Source organism: Burkholderia lata (assembly GCF_000012945.1).
Lineage (GTDB): Bacteria > Pseudomonadota > Gammaproteobacteria > Burkholderiales > Burkholderiaceae > Burkholderia > Burkholderia lata.
Window position 1 is genome coordinate 1,689,014 of record NC_007511.1, and the last position, 25,883, is coordinate 1,714,896.

At 66.1% G+C, this 25,883-nt stretch carries 26 protein-coding genes; 16 read left to right on the top strand and 10 right to left on the bottom strand.

Annotation, left to right across the window (positions count from 1 at the left end):
- The first annotated feature begins 112 nt into the window (after positions 1–112).
- The 5 genes from BCEP18194_RS30265 to BCEP18194_RS30280 all read left to right on the top strand — a co-directional run bounded on the left by BCEP18194_RS30265 (position 113) and on the right by BCEP18194_RS30280 (position 4,312).
- Positions 113–700 (top strand): TetR/AcrR family transcriptional regulator, encoded by a 588-nt coding sequence (locus tag BCEP18194_RS30265; protein ID WP_041493293.1) that lies wholly within the window; start codon positions 113–115, stop codon positions 698–700.
- A 245-nt stretch (positions 701–945) separates the two neighbouring features.
- Entirely contained in the window at positions 946–1,821 is an 876-nt protein-coding gene (locus BCEP18194_RS30270; RefSeq protein ID WP_011355102.1) for a hypothetical protein, read from the top strand.
- A 323-nt stretch (positions 1,822–2,144) separates the two neighbouring features.
- Positions 2,145–3,065 (top strand): proline dehydrogenase family protein, encoded by a 921-nt coding sequence (locus BCEP18194_RS30275; RefSeq protein WP_011355103.1) that lies wholly within the window; start codon positions 2,145–2,147, stop codon positions 3,063–3,065.
- Positions 3,066–3,119: 54 nt separating this feature from the next.
- Complete coding sequence (locus BCEP18194_RS41420) at positions 3,120–3,284, top strand: hypothetical protein (protein WP_157687309.1); 165 nt, start codon at positions 3,120–3,122, stop codon at positions 3,282–3,284.
- Positions 3,285–3,403: 119 nt separating this feature from the next.
- Positions 3,404–4,312 carry an alpha/beta hydrolase gene (locus tag BCEP18194_RS30280; RefSeq protein WP_011355104.1) on the top strand — a complete coding sequence of 303 codons (909 nt, stop codon included), beginning with the start codon at positions 3,404–3,406 and terminating at the stop codon, positions 4,310–4,312.
- A gap of 188 nt (positions 4,313–4,500) precedes the next feature.
- On the opposite strand, the gene BCEP18194_RS30285 is transcribed toward BCEP18194_RS30280, so the two are convergent.
- Complete coding sequence (locus tag BCEP18194_RS30285; RefSeq protein ID WP_011355105.1) at positions 4,501–4,920, bottom strand: NUDIX hydrolase; 420 nt, start codon at positions 4,918–4,920, stop codon at positions 4,501–4,503.
- A 182-nt stretch (positions 4,921–5,102) separates the two neighbouring features.
- Between BCEP18194_RS30285 and BCEP18194_RS30290 the strand changes: the two genes are divergently transcribed.
- Positions 5,103–5,606 carry a GNAT family N-acetyltransferase gene (locus BCEP18194_RS30290; RefSeq protein ID WP_157687312.1) on the top strand — a complete coding sequence of 168 codons (504 nt, stop codon included), beginning with the start codon at positions 5,103–5,105 and terminating at the stop codon, positions 5,604–5,606.
- Positions 5,607–5,760: 154 nt separating this feature from the next.
- Positions 5,761–6,126: a hypothetical protein gene (locus BCEP18194_RS30295; RefSeq protein ID WP_041493294.1), complete on the top strand. Its 366-nt coding sequence runs from the start codon at positions 5,761–5,763 to the stop codon at positions 6,124–6,126.
- A 101-nt stretch (positions 6,127–6,227) separates the two neighbouring features.
- Here BCEP18194_RS30295 and BCEP18194_RS30300 read toward each other — a convergent pair whose 3' ends face one another.
- On the bottom strand, positions 6,228–6,944 hold the full coding sequence (locus tag BCEP18194_RS30300) for an EthD domain-containing protein (RefSeq protein ID WP_011355108.1): 717 nt from the start codon (positions 6,942–6,944) through the stop codon (positions 6,228–6,230).
- A 50-nt stretch (positions 6,945–6,994) separates the two neighbouring features.
- On the bottom strand, positions 6,995–7,507 hold the full coding sequence (locus BCEP18194_RS30305; RefSeq protein ID WP_011355109.1) for a nuclear transport factor 2 family protein: 513 nt from the start codon (positions 7,505–7,507) through the stop codon (positions 6,995–6,997).
- A gap of 212 nt (positions 7,508–7,719) precedes the next feature.
- Between BCEP18194_RS30305 and BCEP18194_RS30310 the strand changes: the two genes are divergently transcribed.
- The 5 genes from BCEP18194_RS30310 to BCEP18194_RS30330 all read left to right on the top strand — a co-directional run bounded on the left by BCEP18194_RS30310 (position 7,720) and on the right by BCEP18194_RS30330 (position 13,180).
- Complete coding sequence (locus tag BCEP18194_RS30310) at positions 7,720–8,220, top strand: nuclear transport factor 2 family protein (RefSeq protein WP_011355110.1); 501 nt, start codon at positions 7,720–7,722, stop codon at positions 8,218–8,220.
- A 50-nt stretch (positions 8,221–8,270) separates the two neighbouring features.
- Positions 8,271–9,137 (top strand): SDR family NAD(P)-dependent oxidoreductase, encoded by an 867-nt coding sequence (locus BCEP18194_RS30315; RefSeq protein WP_011355111.1) that lies wholly within the window; start codon positions 8,271–8,273, stop codon positions 9,135–9,137.
- A 9-nt stretch (positions 9,138–9,146) separates the two neighbouring features.
- Positions 9,147–9,902, top strand: a complete 756-nt coding sequence (locus tag BCEP18194_RS30320; RefSeq protein ID WP_011355112.1) for an SDR family NAD(P)-dependent oxidoreductase — start codon at positions 9,147–9,149, stop codon at positions 9,900–9,902.
- Positions 9,903–10,012: 110 nt separating this feature from the next.
- Positions 10,013–10,789, top strand: coding sequence for a glucose 1-dehydrogenase (locus BCEP18194_RS30325; protein ID WP_011355113.1), 777 nt, complete (start codon positions 10,013–10,015; stop codon positions 10,787–10,789).
- A gap of 525 nt (positions 10,790–11,314) precedes the next feature.
- Positions 11,315–13,180 carry a phosphoenolpyruvate carboxykinase (GTP) gene (locus tag BCEP18194_RS30330; protein ID WP_011355114.1) on the top strand — a complete coding sequence of 622 codons (1,866 nt, stop codon included), beginning with the start codon at positions 11,315–11,317 and terminating at the stop codon, positions 13,178–13,180.
- A 97-nt stretch (positions 13,181–13,277) separates the two neighbouring features.
- Here BCEP18194_RS30330 and BCEP18194_RS30335 read toward each other — a convergent pair whose 3' ends face one another.
- The 5 genes from BCEP18194_RS30335 to BCEP18194_RS30355 are packed head-to-tail and all read right to left on the bottom strand — an operon-like array spanning position 13,278 to position 17,195.
- On the bottom strand, positions 13,278–14,186 hold the full coding sequence (locus tag BCEP18194_RS30335; RefSeq protein WP_011355115.1) for an NAD-dependent epimerase/dehydratase family protein: 909 nt from the start codon (positions 14,184–14,186) through the stop codon (positions 13,278–13,280).
- 58 nt (positions 14,187–14,244) lie between these two features.
- A complete protein-coding gene (locus BCEP18194_RS30340) occupies positions 14,245–15,078 on the bottom strand; it encodes an SDR family NAD(P)-dependent oxidoreductase (protein WP_208860745.1) in 834 nt (277 codons plus the stop codon).
- A 40-nt stretch (positions 15,079–15,118) separates the two neighbouring features.
- A complete protein-coding gene (locus tag BCEP18194_RS30345) occupies positions 15,119–15,877 on the bottom strand; it encodes an SDR family oxidoreductase (RefSeq protein ID WP_011355117.1) in 759 nt (252 codons plus the stop codon).
- A gap of 40 nt (positions 15,878–15,917) precedes the next feature.
- Positions 15,918–16,775 carry an SDR family NAD(P)-dependent oxidoreductase gene (locus BCEP18194_RS30350; protein WP_011355118.1) on the bottom strand — a complete coding sequence of 286 codons (858 nt, stop codon included), beginning with the start codon at positions 16,773–16,775 and terminating at the stop codon, positions 15,918–15,920.
- Positions 16,776–16,778: 3 nt separating this feature from the next.
- Entirely contained in the window at positions 16,779–17,195 is a 417-nt protein-coding gene (locus tag BCEP18194_RS30355) for a nuclear transport factor 2 family protein (RefSeq protein ID WP_011355119.1), read from the bottom strand.
- Between the two features lie 461 nt (positions 17,196–17,656).
- On the opposite strand from BCEP18194_RS30355, the gene BCEP18194_RS30360 reads away from it, so the two are divergent.
- The gene (locus tag BCEP18194_RS30360) at positions 17,657–17,866 is read left to right on the top strand and encodes a hypothetical protein (RefSeq protein ID WP_041493573.1); all 210 of its coding nucleotides are present in this window, start codon (positions 17,657–17,659) and stop codon (positions 17,864–17,866) included.
- A 294-nt stretch (positions 17,867–18,160) separates the two neighbouring features.
- Positions 18,161–19,657 carry an FAD-dependent oxidoreductase gene (locus BCEP18194_RS30365; protein ID WP_011355121.1) on the top strand — a complete coding sequence of 499 codons (1,497 nt, stop codon included), beginning with the start codon at positions 18,161–18,163 and terminating at the stop codon, positions 19,655–19,657.
- Positions 19,658–19,766: 109 nt separating this feature from the next.
- On the opposite strand, the gene BCEP18194_RS30370 is transcribed toward BCEP18194_RS30365, so the two are convergent.
- The gene (locus BCEP18194_RS30370) at positions 19,767–21,431 is read right to left on the bottom strand and encodes an acid phosphatase (protein ID WP_041493295.1); all 1,665 of its coding nucleotides are present in this window, start codon (positions 21,429–21,431) and stop codon (positions 19,767–19,769) included.
- Between the two features lie 475 nt (positions 21,432–21,906).
- Between BCEP18194_RS30370 and ftsH the strand changes: the two genes are divergently transcribed.
- Both ftsH and BCEP18194_RS30385 read left to right on the top strand, forming a co-directional pair.
- Complete coding sequence (gene ftsH, locus BCEP18194_RS30380; RefSeq protein ID WP_041493297.1) at positions 21,907–23,883, top strand: ATP-dependent zinc metalloprotease FtsH; 1,977 nt, start codon at positions 21,907–21,909, stop codon at positions 23,881–23,883.
- Between the two features lie 83 nt (positions 23,884–23,966).
- Positions 23,967–24,434, top strand: a complete 468-nt coding sequence (locus BCEP18194_RS30385; protein WP_011355124.1) for an OsmC family protein — start codon at positions 23,967–23,969, stop codon at positions 24,432–24,434.
- Positions 24,435–24,441: 7 nt separating this feature from the next.
- On the opposite strand, the gene otsA is transcribed toward BCEP18194_RS30385, so the two are convergent.
- The gene (gene otsA, locus BCEP18194_RS30390; RefSeq protein WP_011355125.1) at positions 24,442–25,848 is read right to left on the bottom strand and encodes an alpha,alpha-trehalose-phosphate synthase (UDP-forming); all 1,407 of its coding nucleotides are present in this window, start codon (positions 25,846–25,848) and stop codon (positions 24,442–24,444) included.
- Positions 25,849–25,883 lie beyond the last annotated feature (35 nt).

Consider the following 25,883-nt stretch of genomic DNA (forward strand, 5'->3'; position numbering starts at 1 on the left):
GACCGGGCATGAGCGGCGCCGAAGCGTCATCAGTACCATCGCCCCGGGGCATGCGCGCACGGGGCAGCAGGAGGAATTCTTGAAGAGGGCGGCTCTCGATAATGGACGCGTCTTGACCGAACGCGGCAAGAACGCGGTGAACAAAATTATGGCCAGTGCGATCGAGATCTTCGTGGACGAAGGCTACGGCGGGCTGACCATGCGGAAGGTCGCGGCAAAGGCGGGATTGGCGCTGTCGAACCTGCAGCACTACTTTCCCACGCGTGAAGACATCTTCGAGGCCATCCTTGCCGTGACGAGGGAGGCGTACGCCAATACGTACGACAGCGTGCGCGCGGACACGTCGCTGACACCCGAGGGCCGCCTGGAGAAAGTGGTCCGCCTGTTGCTCGAAGACGGAAAGCAGCCCAAGACCCAAAGCCTGTTCGTGAACTTCTGGGCACTGGCCCAGACCCAGGAGTTCGCGCGGAAAATGCTCGAAGAGGGATATGGATTTCAGCGGAGCGTGATCGCGGGATTCATCGAAGCCGTGAACCCGGCGCTGTCACCGGCAGTGCTGACCCGGCGAGCTGCACTGGTGACGGCGCAGATCGAGGGGCTCATCGTGTTGATCCCGCAAAGGAATCGGTTCCCGTCGGATATCAAGGGAATCGAGGACGACGTGGTGATGGCCATTCTGGCTTTGGCCAAGGCGCCATGAGCTGAATCGCTGCGGCGGCTTGGCGTCAGGCCGGATTTGACGCGTCTTCAGAACACGGACGATGCTGCGCGCCGACGCTCGCCGAGGCGCGGCGTTATCCCGCGCAGGCCACGAGAGGCCGTTCGACGACGGACGTGGCAAGCGTTCGAGTCGTCGGAGCCCATCAAGGCAAACGCAGAGTCGCGGGCCCGGCGAGGCTTGCCGGCAACTGGCTGGAAAATGGATCGACGGGGAGTACACGGGCAATGGTGACCAGTACGCAGGAACACCGCGAAGCGGATTCATCGTCGGCGCGGCGATATCCGGGCATCCGAACAAGCAAGACGCGCCACTTCTACGTACAAACGGTGCTATCGCTCATGCTCGCGCTTGTTGCGCATTGCACGTTTGCCTCGAGCGACGTGAGCGACGAGGCTCAGCAGCAAGCTGCGTTGCGTGCCCTGATGGGCAAGGATCCCGCGCCGGCGGATAGTGTCAAGGGCATTGCGCTGTCGCCATGGGCGCATGGGCCGTCGGCTTCAGGGCCGCTGTGGGTCGTGTCGGCTTTGGTCCAACGTTCGAACGAGAACGTTGACGCGGAGTTGTGGACGGGTGTCCTGACCCGCGACGAGCAGGGGTTCCGCCTGCTCGCGAGCGATCGAAGCGAGCGCGTCGATACGTCGCCGATGTTGTGGAATGCAATCCTGATCATGGACGTCATTCCCTATCGCATCAGTGCGCAGGAAACCGCCTTTGGCGTTCGCTTCAACAATAACTACACATCGACTTCTTTTAGCGATTCGACCGAGATACTGAGCCTGTATCGCTATGCCGATGCACGCGTTGTACCCATCTTCACGGCAGTTACCGACTGGTCGACCTATGACAAGGACGGGGCTGCGACGTGTGTCGCGGGGAAGGTCGGAAAAGGCAAGGATCCGGGCGACGCACGGCAGGATGCGTGTGATGCGAAAAATACGGAGGAGGTTCATTACGTGTTGTCGTTTAGCCCTCGTATGACCAACGGGCACTACGACCTCCTTGTGCGTCCGAAAGGCAAGGCCGCGTCGGGCAAGTCCGCGCGGTTTACCTGGAACGAGAAGACGTATCAGCCGCGTCGATTCTCCGGCGACTTGCATTGAATTCAACTGCGGCCGAAATGATCGGCCGCCTCCGCTCGGCTTCACGCCCCTGTTCGTTTGCTCGTGCTACGATTCGCGATGCCTGAATGACGGGCCGAAAGCCGGTATTGCCCAACCCGTAGCGAACTGCAAAAGACCTTACCCGAACAATGTACGCAGCTGCCTGGCCTCCCTCGAAAACGCACTGAAAACGAGTGTCGATGCAGCGATTGCATCGACCTTGGTATTCGTCCCGGACTGTTTTGGAAAACAGTCCGGCGATGTCGTTCGAATTGACCGATCGTGTCTGTATTCGTGCGACTGCGTTTTCAAGAGACCACAACATGCGTATTCTCAATACGATGGCGGCTCGCGCCATCCCGCTCGTTCCCCGTTCGCTGATCCGCAAGATCTCCCGCCGCTATATCGCCGGCGAAACGCTTTGCGATGCTCGTACGCGCATCCGGGCGCTCCACGCAGCAGGCTTCCGAACAACCGTTGATGTGTTGGGCGAGAGTGCGTCATCGTCTGAACAGGCGGAGTCGATGACTCGCGAGTATCTCAATCTGATCGATGCGCTTGGGGCGGAGCGTGAACCCACCGAGCTGTCAATCAAATTGACTGCGCTCGGGTTGCATCTGGACAAAGACGCATGTATGACGCGAGTCGCGGCAATACTGCAATCGGCAGCCGCGCACGGGATCAATGCATGCATTGACATGGAAGATATCCGTTTCACCGCGAAAACGCTCGACGCGTTCTCGAAGTTCGAAGCCGACGGATATGCGATCGGAATCGCACTGCAAGCGTATTTGAAGCGCACGAGCGATGACCTCGTTCCACTGCTTGCGCGCAAAAGCAGCATGCGTATTTGCAAGGGGATTTACGCGGAGGCGAACGAGCATCTCGTCGACGGTGCGTCAAGGGATCGGGCGGCGATCAATGCGCACTTCGTCCGGCACGTTTCGACGGCATTGGAGGCGGGATCGTTCGTCGGCATTGCAACGCACGATGCACCATTGATCGATGTGCTGACCGGTTGGTTGCAGCGAGCGCAGATCGACAGATCGAGGTTCGAATTCCAGATGTTGCTGGGCGTGTGCGAACCGATGCGTGATGCGCTTCGTGCGCAAGGATTCAATGTGCGGATCTATGTGCCGTACGGCCAGGACTGGTACGGCTACAGCACCCGGCGAATCAAGGAAAATCCGCGAATCGCCGGATATATTCTGGCCGCGATGGTACGTGCCGATCGGATGCGTTAGCCACCGCGGCATGATCGACAGATCGGGGCCAGCCAGAGCGGTGGCCCCGCTTTCATGTCGATCGAGGACGTTCATAAAGCGATGGCTTATCGCCTGGTAGCCCAGGTTGCGAACGGCTGCTTCAGGGCGGCTGGGGTGGCCGGCGCGGGGGGCTACTCAGTCCACCGCAACCGGCGGGTGCGGATTCTCGACGCAACTGCGTTCATCGTCGACAATTGATCCCCGAGTTGCCAAAACGTCGTTGCCATTCTTGAATCAAATCGCCTCTACTGTTTCAAGTACCGTGGGAACCAACGACGGCGGTCATCACACTTCATGCGAGAGATTCTCCATAAACCATGCAGACGGAAATCGAAGCGCCGGGCCCAGCCGGCCCGTTGAAAGGCACGCTCTTGTCCCCGGACACCGCTGATGTTCCGGTGGTGCTGATCGTGCCGGGCTCGGGCGCGACCGACAGAAATGGCAATGCGCCGAGCTGGCTTCAGGCGTCGACTTATCGATTGCTCGCGGAAGGATTGTGCGAAGAAAGTATCGCGTCGGTACGAATCGACAAGCGCGGCATGTACGGCAGCGCGTCGGCGATACCTGATGCCAATGACGTCACGATCGAGGACTACGCGGCCGACATTCACGCGTGGGTCGCCGCCATCCGGGCGCGGACAGGTGCTTCCAGCGTGTGGGTGTTGGGGCACAGCGAGGGCGGTTTGGTGGCGTTGCTGGCGGCGCGGCAATCGGCCGATATCGCAGGCCTGATCCTGGTTGCCACGCCGGGACGCCCGCTAGGGCCCGTATTGAGGCAGCAACTGCGATCGAATCCGGCAAATGCACCGTTCCTGGAAAATGCAATGTCGATCCTCGATTCGCTGGAAGCAGGAGATCGGGTAGATGCAGCCAGGATCGATCCAGTCCTCATGCAGTTGTTCCGGCCGCAAGTCCAGCGCTTCCTGATGAGCGAATTGACTGTCGATCCGGCAGCGCTGCTGGCCGATTACATGAAGCCCGTGCTCATCGTGCAGGGTGCGCGGGATATCCAGGTTGGCGTACAGGACGCGGAACTGCTGAAGCATGCCAATCCGCGGGCCGAAATGGCGCTGATCGCCGACGCCAATCACGTGCTCAAGACGGTTGGGACGGTGGATCGGCAAGAAAACCTCGCCGCTTATTCGAACCCGGATTTACCGCTGGCGAAGGGTGTCGTGACGGCGATTTCGGCATTCGTGCAGGCATCGACAGCGAGCCAGCGCTAGTCCCGGTCGAATCCGGCTCGTCCGTTGGGGCGGCCTATACCAGGACAGACAACCGCCAGACGACATCAAGCGTGGCGGTCGGGAAGCAGGCGTGGCCGCTGCAGCCCGCGTCGGCCGAACACGTCTAGCAGGAGTCGGCCGGCAGGTGACATTCGGCGTACATCCGTAAATCGCCGGAAATTGCGGCATCAACGACCCAGATAATCAGTCACGCGAGCCTGCAAATGCGGGATCGCATCGGTGAGCCGCAGATACGCGTCGACATCCATCAGCGCCCATTCCTGGCCTTCGTCGCCGAAACGGATCGCGCCGATTTCCGCACCGCTCAGCCAGCTGGCAAAGAACCAGTGTGGCAGGCGGTCCGGTCGATTCGACGGATAGACCCGCGACCAACCGATCCGGCTGCCCGGTATCGTCAATCCGAATTCCTCATGGAGTTCACGTAGCACGCAAGCTTCGGGCGTCTCGTTCCCTTCCCGGCCTCCGCCCGGCAGGTCCCACAGACCGGGAAACGGTATGTCGGGCTTGTCGTCGCGTCGATAGACGAGGATTTCCCGGTCCTTGAAGAGCGCGATTTTCGAACCACTGAAGGGGGCGGGCGATTCCATGCAGGATCCATATCGTGGAAGCGGGGTTGTCAGTGTAGATTCTCGGACATCGACGCGTACGCTCGATTTAATATAAGCATCCGTTCGGCACGACAACGATGATCCGGCAGGCGCTCGCGTAGCCTGAAAATTAGCGTCGGCCCGGGGCCGGGCATATTCCGCATATAGACGAGATGAACGCGATGGTGTCGATCAGAGCAGCGAGGCAGGCAGACGCCGCGCGTATTGCCGTGCTCGGCGCACATGTTTGGGTGGACACCTACGCAGCGGCGGGCGTGTCCGAGGTCATTGCACAGTACGTGCTGAGGACTTTTACGACCGAACGAATCCTGACTCTGGTGAACGATCCTGGCGCCGTCCTGCTGGTTGCCGAGGCTGACGGGAATCTTGCCGGATATATGGTCATCCGCTTGGGTTCGCACCATGCAGATGTCCCGGTCGAGATTGAAACGCTCTACGTCCAGGCGACCTTTTCCGGTCGTGGAATCGGATCGTCACTGCTGACGCATGCGAGCGGCATTGCAGAGGAGAGAACCGGAAGTCGGTCACTCTGGCTCAGCGTCAACTCGCAAAACGAGAAGGCCATCGCGTTCTACCGTTCCCGGGGAATGGCGCAGGAAGGGACTGCGTACTTTGAGCTTGGCGGGATCCGGCACGAGAACAAGATCATGGTCGCCCGGGGCTGACAGGGCTCCTGGCGTCGTGAAGCGCTGTCGAGCGCCGGGAAGTGTGCTGCATCGACGGGTTGAATCCGCAACGAACATGGCGGGCCGTTGAGGTGCGAGGCCGCCGCTGGCCGGTACCGGTCAACCACCGATGCACGGAAACAAAAAACGAACCATGACAAACCTGATTCGATTCCGCGTCCGACCGGTATTTCACGGTAGCGATCTTCTAGTCGAGGTACTTGACGACCATCGGACGGTGGATTTTCCAAACGTCGCTGCGATCCTGCAAGATACGCTGCATTCGGTCCAGGTCCCGCATCCGGACGGCCTGGATGAACCCGAGGTCGCATTGTCTCAAGACCGCTACTTCAGCTATTGGACATACGCTCGGGGCAGCTACGAAATAGACGACGATATCTGGGGCCTGTTCGTCACGGCAACGATCAACAACTTGCCCATCGTCGCGGACATCGAAAAAGCCCTTCTTTCAACGGGAAAGTTCGTCAAGGAAGAAGTGGATTTCAGTGCGTTCAGGTGAGTTGAAACGAGCCGGCGACGCACCCAAGCGCTCCACCGGCCCGCAACAGAACACCGCAATCCATCCGGGGAAAGGTGATCGCACCACGCGATCACCTGACTTCACCCCCGCACAGCCTTCACCACATACTGACTCGTCGGCACCACATCGATCTTGTCGAAATCGATGAAGCGCCCGCAGCTATCCATCATCTCCGCCACGTTCCGCTGGAATTTCTCATCATCACCGACCGCGTCGAAGAACGCGTGCGGATCGGTCATCGCGGCGGCGGGGAAGCATTCCTCGACGATCGCGTCGTACCCGGGCGCCGCATGCGTGAGCGCCCGCACAACGACGTTCTGCACGTACAGGAAATTGTCCTGCGTATCGATCGCGACGCGCGTGTGATGTCCGTGCCACACGTCTAGCCATGCTTCGTGCGTCAGCCGCGGTGGCCGCTTCAAGAACGCGAGCTGCGAAAAACCCGTAGTGCGCTCGCCCGGCCGCGCCGGAAAGCGCGTATTCGGAATCGGCTGCGACTCGGTGACGAGATACGCCGCCATGTGCGGGACCACGGCGCGCACCGCGTCGTCGAACGGCTGGCGGAACATCGCGTTCGCGCTGTCGACCCACACCGCGACGATCCCGTCGATGCCCGGGTGCGTGTTGGTCTGCTTCAGGCCGGCGGCCGGTGCGACATCCGCATCCGCGACGTTCACCTGCACGCCGTGCGCACCGAGCGACAGCAGCTTGTCGGCGAGCTGCGCGCGCACCGTGCGGTTCCACTGATCGGGTGCGACCTGCGCGTCGCGCCACAACACGTAAATGACTTTCTCCATTGCTCCGGCTCCAGGGGGAATGACGGGATCGGCGGCGGGGCCGCCGGGGTTCAGGAAGCGGTTTCAGGCGATCCGGCCGCCTGGTGCGCGCCCGGTGCGAACCGGTTCGCGGTCAGCGAGAACGACGGCGGGATCGGCGACGTGACGGTTTCGAACAGCCGCTCGTGGCGCGTCGCGTGAATGCGCCATACGCCGTCGCGTTTTACGTACTGGTCGTCGTAGAACGCGGTGCCGTGCAGCAGGTAGTTATCCTCAAGATTGATCGCGTGATCCTCGAGAAACCACACACCGCACGCGTGATCGGCCGAGACCAGCGTGAGCTCCGGATGATGGCCGTGATGCATCGTCAGGAAGGTCGGCTTGCCGATCAGCTCACGCAGGCTCGATACGAACGCGTCACGGCCGTCGTACGCATAGCGGCCGCCGTACAGCCGCGCCTCGCAGTCTTCGGTCAGGCAATCGGCGAGCAGCGCCCAGTCGTGCGTGTCGACCGCGCGGAAATACCGGTACTTCAACTGTCGGATCTGCTCGTACTCATGGAGCGTGCGGGTCGTGTCGTCCATCGCCGGGTCTCGTGGTGGTGTCGTTCGATGGTAGGAACGAAGGCGCCTGCGTCACATCGTCTGTTCGGACGAATGCCGTTGTCGAACATGAACGGCGCCGCCGAAACGAATCACCGGTTTCATCCGAACGGGTGATGGCCGCCGCATCGTGCGGCGGTAACGTGGCATCGACGCGGCGTTCGAACCGCGCCGGCACCGAACAAGGAGACAGGATGACCCTCATCGAATCGCTGGAAGCGCGCGTGCGCCGGCTCGAGGACGCCGACGCAATTCGCCGGCTGAAGGCGCGCTACTTCACGTGCTGCGACCGCAAGGATCCGGAAGGCATGCGCGACTGCTTCGCGCCCGGCCACGTGCCCATCGACTACGGCGTGATCGGCACGTTCGACACGCGCGACGCGCTGGTCGACGTCTTCGCGCAACTCGGCTGCCATCCGCACATCGTCGAGATGCACCACGGCGTGAATCCCGAGATCGATGTGCTCGACGCGACGCATGCGCGCGGCACGTGGGGCCTGCACTACCAGATGATCGACACGAACGCACGCACGCTCACGCAGCTCGGCGCGTACTACGACGACGAATACCGGAAGGTCGACGGCGAATGGAAGATCGCGGGCACGCGCTGCGTCGTCACGTCGACGCTGTCGGCCCGCTACGAAGGCGATGCGCCGGGCGTGCTGTTCGCCGGCGCGCAGCCGCCGGCCGCCTGACGCACGCCAGTGCCACCCACGTGGCGCACATTCCACAGGAGACATCGAACATGACACAGAAACACGATGCGCCGGTTGCCGTCGTGACGGGCGCATCGCGCGGCGCGGGCAAGGGCATCGCGCGCGCGCTCGGCGCGGCCGGCATGACCGTCTATGTAACGGGCCGCTCGCAAAACGAAGGCGATGCGCCGCTGCCCGGCACGATCCACGAGACCGCACGCGAGATCGATGCGCTTGGCGGCCGCGGGATCGCAGTGGCCTGCGACCACGCGGACGACGCGCAGGTGAAGGCGCTGTTCGAGCGTGTCGAACGCGAAAGCGGGCGGCTCGACATGCTCGTCAACAACGCGACCTACCTGCACGATCAGCTGATCCTGCCGGGCCCGTTCTGGGAGAAGTCGCTCGACCTCGTCAACATCCTCGATGTCGGGCTGCGCTCGGCCTATGTCGCGAGCTGGCACGCGGCGCGGCTGATGGCCCAGCGTCGCAGCGGGTTGATCGCGTTCACGTCGTCGTTCGGCGCGAGCTGCTACATGCACGGCGCGGCCTACGGTGCGCAGAAGTCCGGCGTCGACAAGTTCGCGAAGGACATGGCCGTCGATCTGAAGCCGTTCGACGTCGCGGCCGTGTCGATCTGGATGGGCCCGCTGCGCACCGAGCGCACGACGCGCGTGTGGGAAGAACACCCGGATCTGTACAAGGAATTCTCGCTCGTCGCGGAAAGCCCGGAGTTCACGGGCCGCGTGATTCATGCGATCCACGGCGATCCGCAACGCATGGCGCTGTCGGGGCAGGTGCTCGTCGGCGCGGAAGCCGCGCTGCGGTACGGCATCGCCGATCTCGACGGCAAGCAGCCGCCGTCGTACCGCGAACTGCTCGGCGGGCCCGTGCAGGCGCATCCGGCGATCGTCGCCTGAGGAGCGTACATGGGCATCCTGACAGGCAAGGTCGCGCTCGTGACGGGCGCGGGGCAGGGCGTCGGCCAAGGCGTTGCGCAGGCACTCGCTGCGGAAGGCGCGCAGGTCGCCGTGGTCGGTCGTACGCGCGACAAACTGCTCGCGACCTGTGAAGCGATCCGCACGCGCGGCGGTGTAGCGGAGCCGTTCGTGTGCGACGTGATGGACGCAACGCAGATCGAGCAGTGCGTCGCCAGCGTCGTCGCGCGGTTCGGTGGCGTGCAGATCCTGATCAACAACGCGCAGGTCGTGCCGCTCGGCCGCCTGCTCGACGTGACCGATGCGGATTTCATGGCGGGGCTCGAATCGGGGCCGATCGCGACGCTGCGGATGATGCGCGCGTGCCATCCGTATCTGAAGGGCGATGGCGTGATCGTCAATTTCGCGTCGTCGGCCGCGGTGCGCTGGGATGCGTCCGGCTACGGCGCGTATGCGGCGACCAAGGAGGCGATTCGTGCGTTGACGCGCGCGGCCGCCTGCGAATGGGGCGTGGACGGCATCCGCGTGAACGCGGTCGCGCCGCATGCGTTGTCGCCGGGGCTGAAAGGCTGGGTCGATGCGAATCCGCAGGAAGCCGCGGCGTTCTTCCGCACGATTCCGCTCGGCCGCGTCGGCGACTGCGAGCAGGACATCGGGCGCGCGATCGTATTCCTGGCGAGCCGCGATGCCGCGTACCTGACGGGCGCGACGCTGCCGCTCGACGGCGGGCAGGCTTACTGGGGCTGACGGCGGGGGGCCGACGGCGCGCGGCGCTGGCCGCGTACCAATCATGAACCGGCAAGCACGCGCCCACATGCGCGCGGCAGCCGGAAAACCGGATTCGAAGAGAGGACGACATGGGTCGACTGGAAGGAAAGGTAGCGATCGTCACGGGTGGTGCGCGTGGCATGGGTGCGGCGACGTGCCGGTTGTTCGTCGCGGAGGGCGCGTGCGTCGTGATCGGCGACGTGCTCGACGCGGAAGGCGAAGCGCTCGCGCGCGAGCTTGGCGACGCGGCGCGCTTCATGCGGCTCGACGTCGCCGACGAAGCGAACTGGGTGCGCGTGACCGACGCGACGATGGAGCAGTTCGGCCGTATCGACGTGCTGGTCAACAATGCGGCCGTGCTGACGTTCGGCGGCATCACCGAGCTGTCGAAACGCGATTTCGAACGCGCGGTGTCGATCAACCTCGTCGGGACGTTCGTCGGCATCCGGACCATCGCGCCGCACATGATCGCGCAGAAGAGCGGGTCGATCGTCAACATCTCGTCGGTGGACGGGCTGCGCGGCGTGAACGCGCTGGCCGCGTACGTATCGAGCAAGTGGGGCGTGCGCGGGCTGACGAAGGTCGCGGCGCTCGAACTCGGCCACCAGGGCGTGCGCGTGAATTCGATCCATCCGGGCGGCGTGAACACCGCGATGTCGAACCCGACCGGCGCGCCGCTCGAGGAAATCAACAAGCACTACGCGAACGTGCCGCTGCAGCGCGTCGGCCTGCCCGACGAAATCGCGCGCGCGACGCTGTTCCTCGCGAGCGACGACGCGTCGTACTGCAACGGCGCCGAGCTGGCCGTCGACGGCGGGATGGCGGCAGGCGCGTATTACCCCGGATTGCCTGGCGCACCGTTTTGAGCACGGGCGCTCGTCGCACGCTCCTGTCAGATGTTTGTGTACGCAACCTAATTCGGGGTTTCCCGCAGTAGCGAAAACGCGAATTCGCACGGCTTGCGTTGGCGTTTGCGAAGCGCGGGAGCGGCAGGCCGATTTTGCCGCTCCCACGAAACCCTTGCCGGACGGCCGTCCCGGCCGTTTTGTCCCCAAAGCGCACGCAATGGCGCGGTAAAAAGCACGCACAGGCAACCGGCGTGCCGGCTCGCCGACATAGTTGTTTCTTGTTGCAACGCAACGTTTGCCGAATAACGGCGATGGTATGCTGGCCGTCATGGAGTTGTACGGCAGGTTGCTTGTATGGCGAAACTCGCGTTCGCAATTACTAAAGAGACATCACCTTCTCTCGCATGCATCGCGGCATCGACGCGCGCTCCGCTCGCGCGTCTCGCCCTGCGTGCCGCCGCACCCTGCGCTCCAATCGCATCCCCCATCTCGCGGGCTCGCCCCGCAACCCCCATCCCCGCCCAATAATCTGGAGACATCCTCATGTCGCAAAACACTTTGGCCGAAGCAACACACGGCCCGCTGATCGCTCCGCCGGCTTTCGTCAAACATCGCAAGCTGATCGACTGGGTGTCGCGCATCGCGGCGCTCACGGAGCCCGAGCGCGTCGTGTGGTGTGACGGTTCGCAGGAAGAAAACGACGCGCTGTGCCAGGCGATGGTCGACCAGGGCACGCTCACGCGCCTGAACCCGGCGAAGCGCCCGAACTCGTATCTCGCGCAATCCGATCCGTCCGACGTCGCGCGCGTCGAGGATCGCACGTTCATCTGCGCGGCCTCGCGCGACGACGTCGGCCCGACCAACAACTGGGTCGAACCCGCCGAAATGCGCGAGACGCTCAACGGCCTGTTCCGCGGCTCGATGCGCGGCCGCACGCTGTACGTCGTACCGTTTTCGATGGGCCCGCTCGGCTCGCCGATCGCGCACGTCGGCGTCGAACTGTCCGACAGCCCGTACGTCGCGGTGAACATGCGGATCATGACGCGCATGGGCCGCGAGGTGTACGACGTGCTCGGCGAGGACGGCGAGTTCGTGCCGTGCGTGCACAGCGTCGGCCATCCGCTCGAAGCCGGCCAGCAGGACGTGCCGTGGCCGTGCAACCCGGTCAAGTACATCGTGCATTTCCCCGAAGCGCGCGAGATCTGGAGCTTCGGCTCGGGCTACGGCGGCAACGCGCTGCTCGGCAAGAAGTGTTTCGCGCTGCGTATCGCGTCGACGATGGGCCGCGACCAGGGCTGGCTCGCCGAACACATGCTGATCCTCGGCGTGACGTCGCCGGCCGGCAAGAAGTATCACGTCGCGGCGGCGTTCCCGTCCGCGTGCGGCAAGACCAACTTCGCGATGCTGATTCCGCCGCAGGGCTTCAACGGCTGGAAGGTCACGACGATCGGCGACGACATCGCATGGCTGAAGCCGGGCCGCGACGGCCGGCTGTATGCGATCAACCCTGAAGCCGGCTTCTTCGGCGTCGCGCCGGGCACCGGCGTGAAGACCAACCCGAACGCGATTTCGACGCTCACCGAAAACGTGATCTTCACGAACGTCGCACTGACGGAAGACGGCGACGTGTGGTGGGAAGGGCTGACCGACACGCCGCCCGCGAAGCTGACCGACTGGCAGGGCAACCCGTGGACGCCGGAAATCGGCAAGGAAACGGGCCGCAAGGCTGCACATCCGAATTCGCGCTTCACGGCGCCGGCCGCGCAGTGCCCGTCGATCGACGGCGACTGGGAAAACCCGGCCGGCGTGCCGATCGACGCGTTCATTTTCGGCGGCCGCCGTTCGACGACCGTGCCGCTCGTGACGGAGGCGCGCGACTGGGTCGAAGGCGTGTACATGGCCGCGACGATGGGCTCGGAGACGACCGCCGCGGCGGTTGGCCAGCAGGGCATCGTGCGTCGCGATCCGTTCGCGATGCTGCCGTTCTGCGGCTACAACGTCAGCGATTATTTCGCGCACTGGCTCAAACTCGGCAAGCAGCTCGACGGCGCGGGCGCGAAACTGCCGAAGATCTACTGCGTGAACTGGTTCCGCAAGGATGCGAACGGCAAGTTCGTGTGGCCGGGCTTCGGCGAGAACATGCGCGTGCTGAAGTGGATGCTCGATCGCCTCGAAGGCACGGGCGGTGGCGGCGAGCATGCGTTCGGCGTGTCGCCGGCGTATGAGGACCTGCACTGGGATGGGCTTGATTTCACGCGCGAGCAGTTCGATGCGGTGACGTCGATGAATGCCGACGAATGGCGCGAGGAGCTGAAGCTGCATGCGGCGCTGTTCGACACGCTGAAGCTGCGCCTGCCGGCCGAAATGACCGACACGATGAAGAAGATCGAGCAGCGCATCGGCGCCTGACGGTCCGCATCGACGGCGTTGTCCTGACGTCCCGCCGCCGGCATGCATCGCCGGCGGCGGGACGTTTTTGCATCGGCTCTACACGCGCACCGTTCGCTTACTGCGCGCGGCAATGCGCGACGACTTCATCCACCGCGCGCTGCACGTCGCCGCGCCGGTAGCGCAGCAGCGCGCTGTCGGCCGGATCGGGCTCGTACGACACGACGTTGCCGCGCCCCGTGTAGATCGCCATGTCGGGCAGCAGCGGATGCTCCTGGTCGAGCGACGGCACGTCCTGCGGATTGCCGGCCGCGCGGAAGAAGGCCGCGAAGTAGTCGGCAAAGCTGAGGTTCTCGTCGCCGACGAGGTAGGCCTTGCCCGTTTCGCCGCGCTGCAGCGCCCCCCAGATCGCTTCCGACAGCGATTGCGTCGAGATGAAGTTGCTGCCCCCGGCCGGCCCGAACACGGGCAGCCCCGCGAACTGACCCTGCGCATAGCCCGTGTAGGCAGCGAACATCTCGTTGTGCAGCCCCGGCACCGATCCGACGACGAACGGTGCATTGACGCTGCAGACGGCAAACGACGGCGTCGCGAGCGCACGCACGCGTTCGTCGGCGAGATGGCGCGAGCGCACGTACGGCACCGTGTCGACGAGCGCCGGCGCGACTTGCGGATAGAAGCTGCCGACCAGCACCGCACGCTTCACGCCCGCGTCGCGTGCGAGCGCGAAGAAGCGCGGCACCGCGTCGACGTTCGCGCGTTCCCAGTGCGCAGCTTCGTCGGTGCCGGGCGGCAGGTGGCGGATGTCGTTGCCGGCGGCGAACACCACTGCATCGAACGGCGCGAGATCGTCGCGCGTGAAGTTGCCGGCCACGTAGTCGCGCAGCAGCAAGTCGAACTGCGCGAGCGCGCTGCCGGGCGCGGGCGGCTTGCGCGCGGCGAGCGTGACGTGGTTGCCCTGCGCGTGCAGGTACAGCGCGGCATGGCCGCCAATGAGGCCGGTGCCGCCGACGATCAGGATCTTCATGGTGTCTCCCGTAGCGGCGCAACCGCGCCGCGTGAAATGAACAGGCGAGCGGTGCCGCTCAGAAGTTGAAGCCGTTGCCCGTGACGACGGGCATGTTGGTCCAGAAGCCGTTCGGGTCGCGATACCAGCCGGCCGCCGCGAGCGCGCCGCCGTCGACATGCAGCGTCGTGCCGGTGATCCACGCGGCGAGCGGGCTCGCGAGGAACAGCGCGGCGCCCGCGATATCGCCGGCCGCGCCGAAGCGCCCGAGCGGGATCCAGCGCGGGATGTGCTCGCGATGCTCGGCCGCGACCATTGCGCTCACAGGCACCTGAGGCGTCTCGGTGGTCTCGGGAGCGATCTGGTTCACGCGAATGCCGGCCGGCCCGAGTTCGACGGAAAGGCTCTTCGTGAATCCGGTCAACGCAGCCTTGAACGACGCGTACACGGTGCAGTTCGGAATCGCGCGAAAGCCTTCGATCGACGACACGCCGACGATGCTGCTGCCCGCACCGCGCTTGCGCAGCAACGGCAGCATCGCGCGCGTGACGATGAAGACCTGGCGCAGGTTCACGTCGAACAGTCGCGCGATGTCGTCGTCGGTATAGTCGTCGAACGGTTTCGCGATCTGCAGGAAATCGCCCACATTGTTGACGAGCACGTCGAGGCCGCCGAAACGTGCGTCGACGGTTCGCGCGAATGCATTGACCTCGTCGCGGCGCGTGACGTCCACGGTGCCGACGAGCGCATCGACGCCCGCCGCTTCGAGCGCCTGGCGCACGTCCTGCGCGCGGGCCGGGTCGATCTCGGCCACTGCGACGCGCGCGCCGGCCGCGCCGAACGCTTCCGCGCACGCACGGCCGATGCCAGCGCCGCCGCCGGTGATCAGCACGGTCTTGCCGGTGAATGAAATCATCGATGGACTCCTTTGAACGGGAAGGCAGGGCGTCGCGTCACAGCGACGACACCAGTTGTGCGTTGTCGATCCGCAGCTCCGCACCGTTCACGAAACGCGATTCGTCGGACGCGAGGAACAGCACGAGATTCGCGACGTCCTGCGGGTCGCACATGCGCGCCATCGGATCGCTGCCGATACCGAGCGCGGCCGGGTCGAGATCGGGCATCAGCGCCTGCGTCATCGGCGTCCAGATCCCGTCCGGATGGATCGAGTTGCAGCGGATCCGGTAACCGCTGCGTTTGCAGTGCACGGCGACGCTGCGCGCGAGCGCCGTCACCGCGCCTTTGGACCCGGTGTATGCGCACATCATCGGCAACCCGCCGAGCGCGGCGACCGACGACATCATCACGATCGAGCCCGGCGTGTCGTTCCCCTTCATCGCGCCGATCGCATACTTGCAGCCGAGGAAATAGCCATCGGCATTGGTGCGCATCACGCGCCGCCACGTGTCGAGGCTCGTGTCCTCGATCGAACCGACCGGGCAGATCGCCGCGTTGTTGACGAGCACGTCGAGACGGCCGAAGCGGTCGAGCGTCGATGCGATCGCATGCTGCCAACCGGCTTCGTCGGCGATGTCGTGGCGGACGAACAGCGCCGCGTCGCCGATCTCGCGTGCGAGCGCACGGCCCGCGTCCTCGTCGATGTCGGTCAGCACGACACGCGCGCCTTCGGCGGCGAGCAGCAGCGCATCCGCGCGGCCGACGCCGCTTGCCGCGCCGGTGACCAGCGCGACCTTGTTTGCGACTCGATTCATGGTCGGTCGAATTCCTTTGAGGTTGAAAGAAGGCCGGCACTCATGCGGCGCCCGGCACGCGGCCGGCCTTGATCGCGTCGAGCGCGGCCGTGCCGTAGATCTGCGCGATCGTGTCGTCGACGCGCGGGTTGGTGCGCAGCTCATGGCCGCCGTCGACCGCGAAGCTCTGGCCGGTCACCCAGCCCGACTCGGGGCCGGCGAGATAGCGCACTGCATGCGCGATCGCTTCCGGCTCGCCGAGCGTGCCGAGCGGGATCTGTTCGAGAAAGCTGTCGACGAGCGCGCGGTTGTCGAACATCGGCGCGGTGGCTTCGGAGCGCGTGAGGCCCGGGCGCACCGCGTTCACGCGGATCTTCGCGCCGGCCAGTTCCTCGGCCGCGCCGCGCACGAGCGCTTCGAGCGCGGCCTTCGCGGTGCAGTACGCGGACAGCCAGCGGAAATTGATCTGCGCGGCCGTCGACGAAATGCAGACGATCGCGCCGCCGCCGCTGTCGGCGAGCCGCGGGGCGGCATGACGGATCGCAGCGAACGCGCTGTGCAGGTTCAGGTCGATTTCGGCGCGGAAGGTGTCGGCGTCGTGCAGCAGCAGCGGCCGGAAGCCCGCACCGCCGACCGTCGGCACGACGATGTCGAGGCGCTTGTCGAGTGCCCATGCGCAGTCGAGCGCGGCTTGCAGGTCGGCCTCGTCGCAGGCGTCGCCCGCATGGATCGCGACGCGGCTGCCGGGTACCGCGTCGGTCAATTGCCGCTGCGTGCGTTCGAGCGCATCGCGGCGGCGGCCCATCAGCACGACGGCCGCGCCGTCGGCGACGAGCGCGTGCGCGCAGGCCGCGCCGATGCCGCCGGCGCCGCCCGTCACGAGCGCGGTGTGGCCGTTGAGGGGAGCAGGGGTGCGCATCGTTCAGCCCTCCAGCGGCAGGTCTTGGGCCCAGTCGACGTGCAGCGTGCGCGCGGCGAAGCGCCACGTGCCGCTGTCGAACACGCAGCGGTCGCGATAGCGCAGCCCCCAGTCGAGCTTGCGCTTCACGCCGTCGCGCACGTAGACGTGGCAGGCGACGCCGTAGGTTTCGACATCGGCCTCGCCGCCGTCGAGCGTGACGAGCTGGTTGTGCACGTGATGCTGGGTCGCTTCGTAGCGCTCGATCACGCGCATGCCCGCGACGATCGCGTCGCGGTCGTCGAAGCGGAAGCCGGGGCCGGCCAGGTTGGCATCGGGGGTGAAGAGTGCGGTGAGGCGTGGCCAGTCGCGCCGGTCGACGGCTTGCGCGTAGCGGCACGCCAGTTCGTACAGCGCGTGGCGGGGATTGGAATCGGTCATGCGTTGGCTCCCGTGGAAGAACGGAACGCGTCGGCCGCGCGAGGCGGGCCGACGCGGCGGCATTGCGACGTCGACGCGCAGGTTCGCACCGGGCAGGCCGGGATTCATCATCCATACGGAGCAGGGCAAGGGTCGGGGAAAACACCGGGTCAGGCCGTGACGCGTCACATGAGGACGCATGGATGGTGCGGCGCAGCGACCGGCGCGCGACATGCGTCAGACGATTCGTGTGGCCGGCTGCGACAGGCGCGCGACGTGCCGCGTTTCATCCATGTGAGCGAAGCCGCGGTGCGCGATGTTGCGATGCGGCAGGTCGCGCATCGTCCGCTCAGCGTTTGCCCCTAGTCGAAACGGACGATGGCCGGTGGCCGGGCGCTGGCTACCGTGCAGTCATCCGGTGCCGCATGCGATGCACGCCGGACACGAACCGCACCAGCGGACAACCGGAGGGGACGACGATCATGAGACTGACGACTCGCAAGCTGTGCGTATTGGCGATAGGCACGTTCGCTGCCATGGCGATGGCGCGATACGGCGCCGATCAGATCCCGTCGCCGCCGTATGCAGCCGGCATCCTGCAATGCCGCTCGGTCGACGCGAATGGTTTGCCGATCGGATGCGTGCCGATCGATCCGTCGCACTTCGGTTTCGCCGCGATGCGCGGCATGTGACGCCAGTGCCGACGCCGGCGCCGATGCGGCCGCGCGTCGCGCAGCGCGGAAGCCGTGGCGCGCGATGGCGTACGGATGTCTTTTGCTACGCCCACGGTTGCATCACCTTGGGGCGATCCGGTTTCACGCGGTTCGACTTCATCCGGACATGAGGCGGTGAGCGTCTGGCACGCGCGCCGTCTCGCAACCATCCCGGCAACAGGGCATTGCGACGACGTCCACGCTGCAACGTCTGTCAGGCCCTCGTCACATCCGCCGCTTTCCGCAGATTTCCCCAACGCTGACCCATTCCTCATGTCATCCGACTATTCCCTGACTCACCCCCTGAATACCCGCGACGTGCATCACTGGGACGCCGAACACGATGTCGTGATCGTCGGCTTCGGCGCGGCCGGCGCCTGCGCGGCGATCGAGGCCGCGAGCGCCGGCGCCGACACGCTGATCGTCGAGCGCGCATCGAGCTATGGCGGCACGAGCGCGCTGTCGGGCGGCGAGATCTACCTCGGCGGCAGCGGCGGCACGCCTGCCCAGCGGCAGGCCGGCTTTACCGACGACACCGAGGATCTGTACCGCTACCTGATGCTGGCCGGCGGCCGCGACGCCGACGACGCGAAGGTGCGCCTCTACGCGAACGAAAGCCTGGCGCACCACGACTGGCTCGTCGCGCAAGGCCTCACGTACAAGAACACGTTCATCGCAGAGCGGATCGTCGAACCGGAAACCGACGACTGCCTGATCTGGTCGGGCAGCGAGGAAGCCTGGCCGTTCAGCGAGGCCGCGAAGCCGTGCCCGCGCGGGCACACGCCGCAATGGCCGGGCTGGGGCGGCGGGCAGATGCTGATGCGCGTGCTGGCCGAACGCGTCGCGGCGCTCGGCGTCGCGACGCGCTACGACACGCGCGCGCTCGCATTGATCGTCGATGATGGCGGCACGGTGCGCGGCGTCGTGCTGCGCGCCTATGGCGAGACGGCGTTCGTGCGGGCGCGTCGCGCGCTGATCCTGTGCGCAGGCGGCTTCGCGATGAACCGCGAGATGGTGCGCCGGCACGCGCCGCAGTTCCTGCGCTCGGACGAACCGATCGGCAGCCCCGGCGACGACGGCTCGGGCATCCTGCTCGGCCAGAGCGCGGGCGGCGCGGCGATCCACATGGATCAGGGCTTCGTCAGCCTGCCGTTCTACGCGCCCGAAGCGCTGATCAAGGGCATCTTCGTGAACGCGCGCGGCCAGCGCTTCATCAACGAGGACGGCTATCACGGCCGCACGGGTCATCACGCATTTCACCAGGCCGACGACCGGATCTACCTGCTCGTCGACCAGGCGACGTATCAGGAGCCGCCTGCGATCGCGCGGATCGGCATCGCGGCGGCTGGCGAAACGTGGGAGGAAGTCGAACGCGACCTGCAGATGCCGGCCGGCACGCTGACGGCGACCGTCGACGTGTACAACCGCCATGCGGCCGAAGGTGTCGATCCGCTGTTCCACAAGGCGAAGAAGTGGCTGCAGCCGCTGATCGAGCCGCCGTTCGTCGCGCTCGATTGCCGGATCGACTATGCGTTCTATCCGCACTTCACGCTCGGCGGGCTCGACACGCTGCCGACCGGGCAGGTGGTCGATGCATCACGCGCGCCGGTGCCGGGGCTCTATGCGGCGGGCCGTACGACCTGCGGGCTGCCGCGCTGGGGCGCCGGGTACAGCTCGGGGCTGTCGCTGGCCGACGCGACGTTCTTCGGCCGGCAGGCCGGGCGTCACGCCGCGCAAGTGGAGTGCGACGCAGTGCGCCGCGCCGCGTAGCGTTGTCAGGCCGGAAATGAACGACGCCCCGGGCAATCGCATTGCCCGGGGCGTCGTCGTTTCCAGCAGTCAAGCGGTCAAGCCGCCAACCAGTCAGGCCAGTCGGCGCTTAGCCGAGATCGAGCGCATTCGTCAGATCACCCGGCGGCGTCGCGCCGCGCGCGGCGAACGCCTTGTTGCGCGCGACCACGCCGTCGAGCGGCGCGAGCCCGTGCACGCGGCTGATGAAGCGCAGGATCGAGTTCGTGTCGTACAGCGTGTGATCGACGAAACCCTTCTTCGCGAACGGCGAGATCACGAGCGCCGGAATCCGCGAGCCCGGCCCCCAGCGGTCGCCTTCCGGCGGCGCGACGTGATCCCACCAGCCGCCGTTCTCGTCGTGCGTCATCACGATCACGGTGTTGTCCCATTGCGGACCGCGCCGGATATGGTCGATCACGGTCGCGATGTGACGGTCGCCCGATTCGATGTCCGCGTAGCCGGCGTGCATGTTCAGGTTGCCCTGCGGCTTGTAGAACGTGACGGCCGGCAGGCGGCCGGCATCGATGTCGGCGATGAAGTGGTTGGTCGACGGCGCGTCGCCGAGCCCGGCGTCGCGCAGGTGCTTGCTGCGCGCGTCGGTGCCGGGCGCGTAGTTCGCGAAATAGTTGAACGGCTGGTGGTGGTACTGGAAATCGGGCACGTTGCCCGTATCGCGATGTTCGAGCGCGTACTGCCACGCGCCGCTGTACCACGCCCAGTCGACGTTCTTTTCCGACAGGCGGTCGCCGATCGTCGCATAACCCTGCGGCGGCATCACGCGATGGTCGGCCGGATCCGCATACGCGGCGTTGCCCGGATCGGGCGGCGGCACGTAGCTCGGCTGGTACGGCGGCGCCATCGTGTTCACGCCGTAGCCGTCCGGCGTCAGCGCGCCGTCGGCGGCGAACTTCGGCGGGCCGTCGAGCGCGGACGCAGGCGAATTGTCGGCGAGTTTCAGGCGCGTACCGGCGGGATCGTCGCCTTCGACCTTCGACAGCAGTTTCGCCGCATGCGGATGCTTGTGCGCGTCCGGATACAGCGGCGGCTGCGCGGAGATCAGGAACATGTGGTTCATCCACGAACCGCCGAAGGCCGCCATGAAGAAGTTGTCGCACAGCGTGTATTGCCGCGCGAGATTCCACAGCCGCAGCGTGTCGGCCGAGTTGCGATAGTGGCCCATCACGAGGCCGCCCGAATCGGCCCACGCGGCGAACTGGTTGTTGCGGCCGGCCGCGATCTGCATCTGGTTCTGGTAGAAGCGGTGCCACAGGTCGCGCGTGATCACGCCGTTCGGCAGCGCCTTGCCCTGTGCGTCCGTAATCAGGAACGGCGCATTCGGCAGCTTGTCGATGTCGCGCTCGGCGATCGCGTAGCGCTTGCCGTCCACTTCCTGCGCCTGCGGCACGAGCCCGCCCCAGATCTTCGGCAGCACGGGCAGCGGCGTCTTGCCGTCGCGATCGAGCTGCTGCGCGTGTTCGGGCCGCACCTCGCTCAGCGGATGGCGCACGCCCGGGAAATCGCCGTACAGGTTCGCGAAGCTGCGGTTTTCCGCATAGATCACGACGATGTGGCGCACGCGCTGGCGCAACGCTTCGTCGATGCGCAGGTCGGCGGCGGAACGCGGCGCGCTGCCTGCCGTGGATTCACAGCCGCTGAGCGCGACACCCGCACCGAGCGCGGCGAGGCCGCCGAGCACTCGGCGGCGGTCGGGATCGGCGGGAAGGTCGTCGGGGCGATCGGGGGTGTCGTTCACGTCGTGGGTTCCTCGAATGGGCGGGTGGACGGGGGCGTGATGCGTGGCGGTGTCGCACAGGCTGCCGCGCCGCGGGATGGAAAGCAACGGCCCGTGTTGCATCCGGGCAGGTGCGATGCGTCTGTCACAAAAATGTCACGAACGCGACTATAACGCGGCAACGGGGGCGGGTGAAAGGTGTTTGTCGGACGATTCGAGTCGCGCCTCGGGCGATGCGCGACGCTCGCGCGCGAGCTAGACTGGATTCAGGGGCGGCGCGTCGCAGCGTGCCGCCCGGGCGAGGATTGCCCGGCGGCGCCGGCCGACGGCGTCGTCGCGGTGCCATTGATGCGACGAACGAGGCGATGAGGCGAGGCGACGATGGCGCGCATGAATGCCGCTTCCGCATGGCCGCCGATGGCGCGCGCCGGCTGCGCGTGCGCCCGCACACGTCCGCCGTGCCGCGCAACGTAGCGTGCACGTCCGGCCCGATGCCATGGACAGGAAATTCGACTACCCGGGATTGCTGATCGCGGCGGGCTTCTTCGTGCTGTTCGCCGCGCAGTTGCTGATGCTGCATCCGACGTCGGCGTCGATCGCGTACAGCGATTTCCACCGGCTTGTCACCGCGCGGCTCGTCGACGATCTCGAAGTCGGCCCCGCAGCGATCTCGGGCACGCTGAAGATGCCGCAGGCCGGCACGATGCTGCCGGCGTCGGAAGTGGCGGCCGTGCAGCAGGCCGGCGCACCGTGGCGCTTCACGACCAACCGCGTGACCGACGAGCACCTGACCGACACGCTGACCGCCGCCGGCATCCGCTATCACGGCGCGCCCGATACCAGCTGGATCGCATCGCTTGCCTCGTGGCTGCTGCCGCTCGTGCTGTTCGTGTTCATCTGGAACATGATGTTGCGCAAGCGCGGCGGGCTGCAGGATTTCACCGGGATGGGCAAGAGCCGCGCGCGCGTGTACGTGCAGCAGGAAACCGGCATCACGTTCGACGATATCGCGGGCATCGACGAAGCGAAGGCCGAACTGCAGCAGCTCGTCGCGTTCCTGCGCAACCCCGACCGCTACCAGCGGCTCGGCGGCAAGATCCCGAAGGGCGTGCTGGTGGTCGGCGCACCGGGCACCGGCAAGACGCTGCTTGCGCGCGCGGTGGCCGGCGAGGCAGCCGTGCCGTTCTTCTCGATCAGCGGCTCGGCGTTCGTCGAGATGTTCGTCGGTGTCGGCGCGGCGCGCGTGCGCGACCTGTTCGAGCAGGCGCAGCAGAAGGCGCCGTGCATCGTGTTCGTCGACGAGCTCGATGCGCTCGGCAAGGTGCGCGGCGTCGGGCCGATGTCGGGCAACGACGAACGCGAGCAGACGCTCAATCAGTTGCTCGTCGAGATGGACGGTTTCCAGGCCGGCTCCGGCGTGATCATCATGGCTGCGACGAACCGCCCCGAGATCCTCGATCCCGCGCTGCTGCGGCCGGGCCGCTTCGATCGCCACATCGCGATCGACCGGCCCGACGTGAACGGCCGCAGGCAGATCCTCGGCGTACACGTGAAACGCGTGAAGCTCGCCGCCGACGTCGATCTCGGCGAACTCGCGTCGCGCACGCCGGGTTTCGTCGGCGCCGATCTCGCGAACGTCGTCAACGAGGCGGCGCTGCATGCGGCCGAACTCGGCAAGCCGGCGATCGGCATGGCCGACTTCGACGAGGCGATCGACCGCGCGTTGACGGGCCTCGAGCGCAAGAGCCGCGTGATGAACGCGCAGGAGAAGCTGACCATCGCGTATCACGAGGCCGGCCACGCGCTCGTCGCGGAAAGCCGCGCGCATTGCGATCCGGTGAAGAAGGTGTCGATCATTCCGCGCGGTGTCGCGGCGCTCGGTTATACGCAGCAGGTGCCGACCGAGGATCGCTACGTGTTGCGTCGAAGCGAGCTGCTCGACCGGATCGATGCGCTGCTCGGTGGCCGCGTGGCAGAGGAACTCGTGTTCGGCGACGTGTCGACGGGCGCGCAGAACGATCTCGAACGCGCGACCGCGATGGCGCGCCACATGGTCATGCAGTACGGGATGAGCGAGAAGATCGGGCTCGCGACGTTCGACGACGGCGATGCGCGCCAGGGCATGCCCGGCGCATGGCATGCGGGCGACGGCCGCTGCAGCGAGCACACCGCGCGGATGATCGACGACGAGGTGCATACGTTGCTGACCGACGCACATGCACGGGTCGCGGCGACGCTCGCCGACCGCCGCGAGGCGCTCGAACGCATCGCGCAACGGCTACTGCAATGCGAGGTGCTCGAACGCGACGCGCTGCAGGCGCTGATCGACGGGCGCGTCGAACCGTCGCCGGCAAAGACGGCGGCGCCGGACGACGAAGCCGGCGCACGCGGCGGCGCGGTCGAAACGGAGCAGGCGTCTTCGGTCGAGCGCGATTTCGTCGCGTACGGGCCGCCACGCGAACCCGATCGCTGAAGATGCCGCAAACCTGCGAGCGGCGCGCGTCGAAGCGACTGCGTGCCGGCATTCCTTTCCCCGATGATCATCACGGAGTCGCCATGAGCGAGGCGCACGTATCGGTCGATGTCGCGCAGCAGGCGCGTTTCTGTTTCGAAGTTTCATTTGCCGGCACGACGCTGGCGCCGGTGCTGACTGACGAACCGCCGCCGCTCGGCGACGGGCGCGGGCCGAACCCGATCCGGTTGCTGGCCGCGGCCGTCGCGACCTGTCTCGCGGCGAGCCTGCTGTTCGCGCTGGAAAAGCAGCATGTCGATCCGCAGCCGATTGCCGCGCATATCGACGTCGACATGGTGCAGAACGAAGCAGGCAGGGTGCGGGTGGGCGCGATGTCGGTACGGTTGTCGATCGGCAAGACGTGGGCCGATCTCGCGGCCGCGACGCGCGTGCTCGATCAGTTCGATGCGTATTGCGTGCTGACGGAGAGCCTGCGCGAAGGCATTCCGGTGTCGGTCGACCTGTGCGACGTGAACGGCGCGGCGCTCGAATACGCGGCGACGGACGCGTGAGCGCGCGTCAGGATTCGGTCGCGGCCGCGACTTCGGCGGCTTCGGCGAGCGCGTCGAGAAAGCGCGTACGCCACCAGTGCACGTCGGTCTTGCGCACGATCGCCATCAACGCCGCGTGACGCTGGCGGCGTTCTTCGAGCGGCATCGCGAGCGCGCGCTGAATCGCCTGTGCGGTGCCTTGCGTGTCGTACGGATTGACGAGCAGCGCCGACTTCAACTGTTCGGCCGCGCCGGCGAAACGCGACAGCACGAGCACGCCCGGATCGGCGGCGTCCTGCGCGGCGAGGAATTCCTTCGCGACGAGGTTCATCCCGTCGCGCAGCGGCGTGACGAGCGCGACGCGGCTCGCACGATAAAGGCCCGGCAAGCGCTTGCGCGCGACGGTGCGGTGAATGTAGCGCATCGGCATCCACTCGAGCTCACCGTAGTCGCCGTTGATCGCGCCGCACAGGCTGTCCATCTCGCGCCGCAGGTCGTCGTACGCGCCGAGATCCTCGCGGCTCGGCGCGGCGATCTGGATCAGCGTCGCGCGGTTGCGATTCTCCGGATACTGCTCGAGCAACTGGCGGAACGCATGCACGCGCTGCGGCAATCCCTTCGTGTAGTCGAGCCGGTCGACGCCGACCAGCAGCTGGCGGCGCGAATACTCGTCGCGCATCCGCTCGAACATGTCGATGCCGTCGCGATCGCGCGCGAGCGATTCGAACTCGTCGACGTTGATGCCGATCGGGAATGCGCCGGCCGACAGCGTGCGGCCGAACGCGCGCAGGCGGCCGTCGGGTAGCCGTGCAGCGCCGGCTTCCGCTTCGACGTAATGCTCGAAGTGGAGCAGATCCGACTCGGTCTGGAAGCCGACGAGATCGTAGGCGAACAGCGAACGCATCAGCCATTCGTGTTCCGGGATCGCGGCCATGATCGGCGGCGGCGGCATCGGGATGTGCAGGAAGAAGCCGATCGGATTCGTGCAGCCCATCGCGCGCAACTCGGCGGCGAGCGGAATCAGCTGGTAGTCGTGGACCCAGATGGTGTCGTCGGGCCGCAGCAGCGTGCGCAGCTTGCGCGCGAACAGCTGGTTGACGCGCCGGTAGCCGTCGGCGAAGCGGCGGTCGAACTGCGCGAGATCGAGCCGGTAGTGAAACACCGGCCACAGCACGTTGTTCGAATAACCGAGGTAGTACGCGTCGTAATCCTGCGGGTCGAGATCGATCGTCGCGAGCTGGATGCCGCCGACGTTCTGGATCTGCACCTCGTCGCCATGCGTAGGTTGATCGTCGCCGCCGCGCAGCCTCCCGCTCCAGCCGAACCAGACACCGCCGGATTCCTGCAGGCTGTCTTTCACGGCGACGGCGAGCCCGCCGGCCGCGGCTTTACGAGGATCTGCAATGCGATTGGATACGACGACGAGTCGGCTCACCAGCTCTCCTGACGATTGTTGGGGGAAAGGTTCGT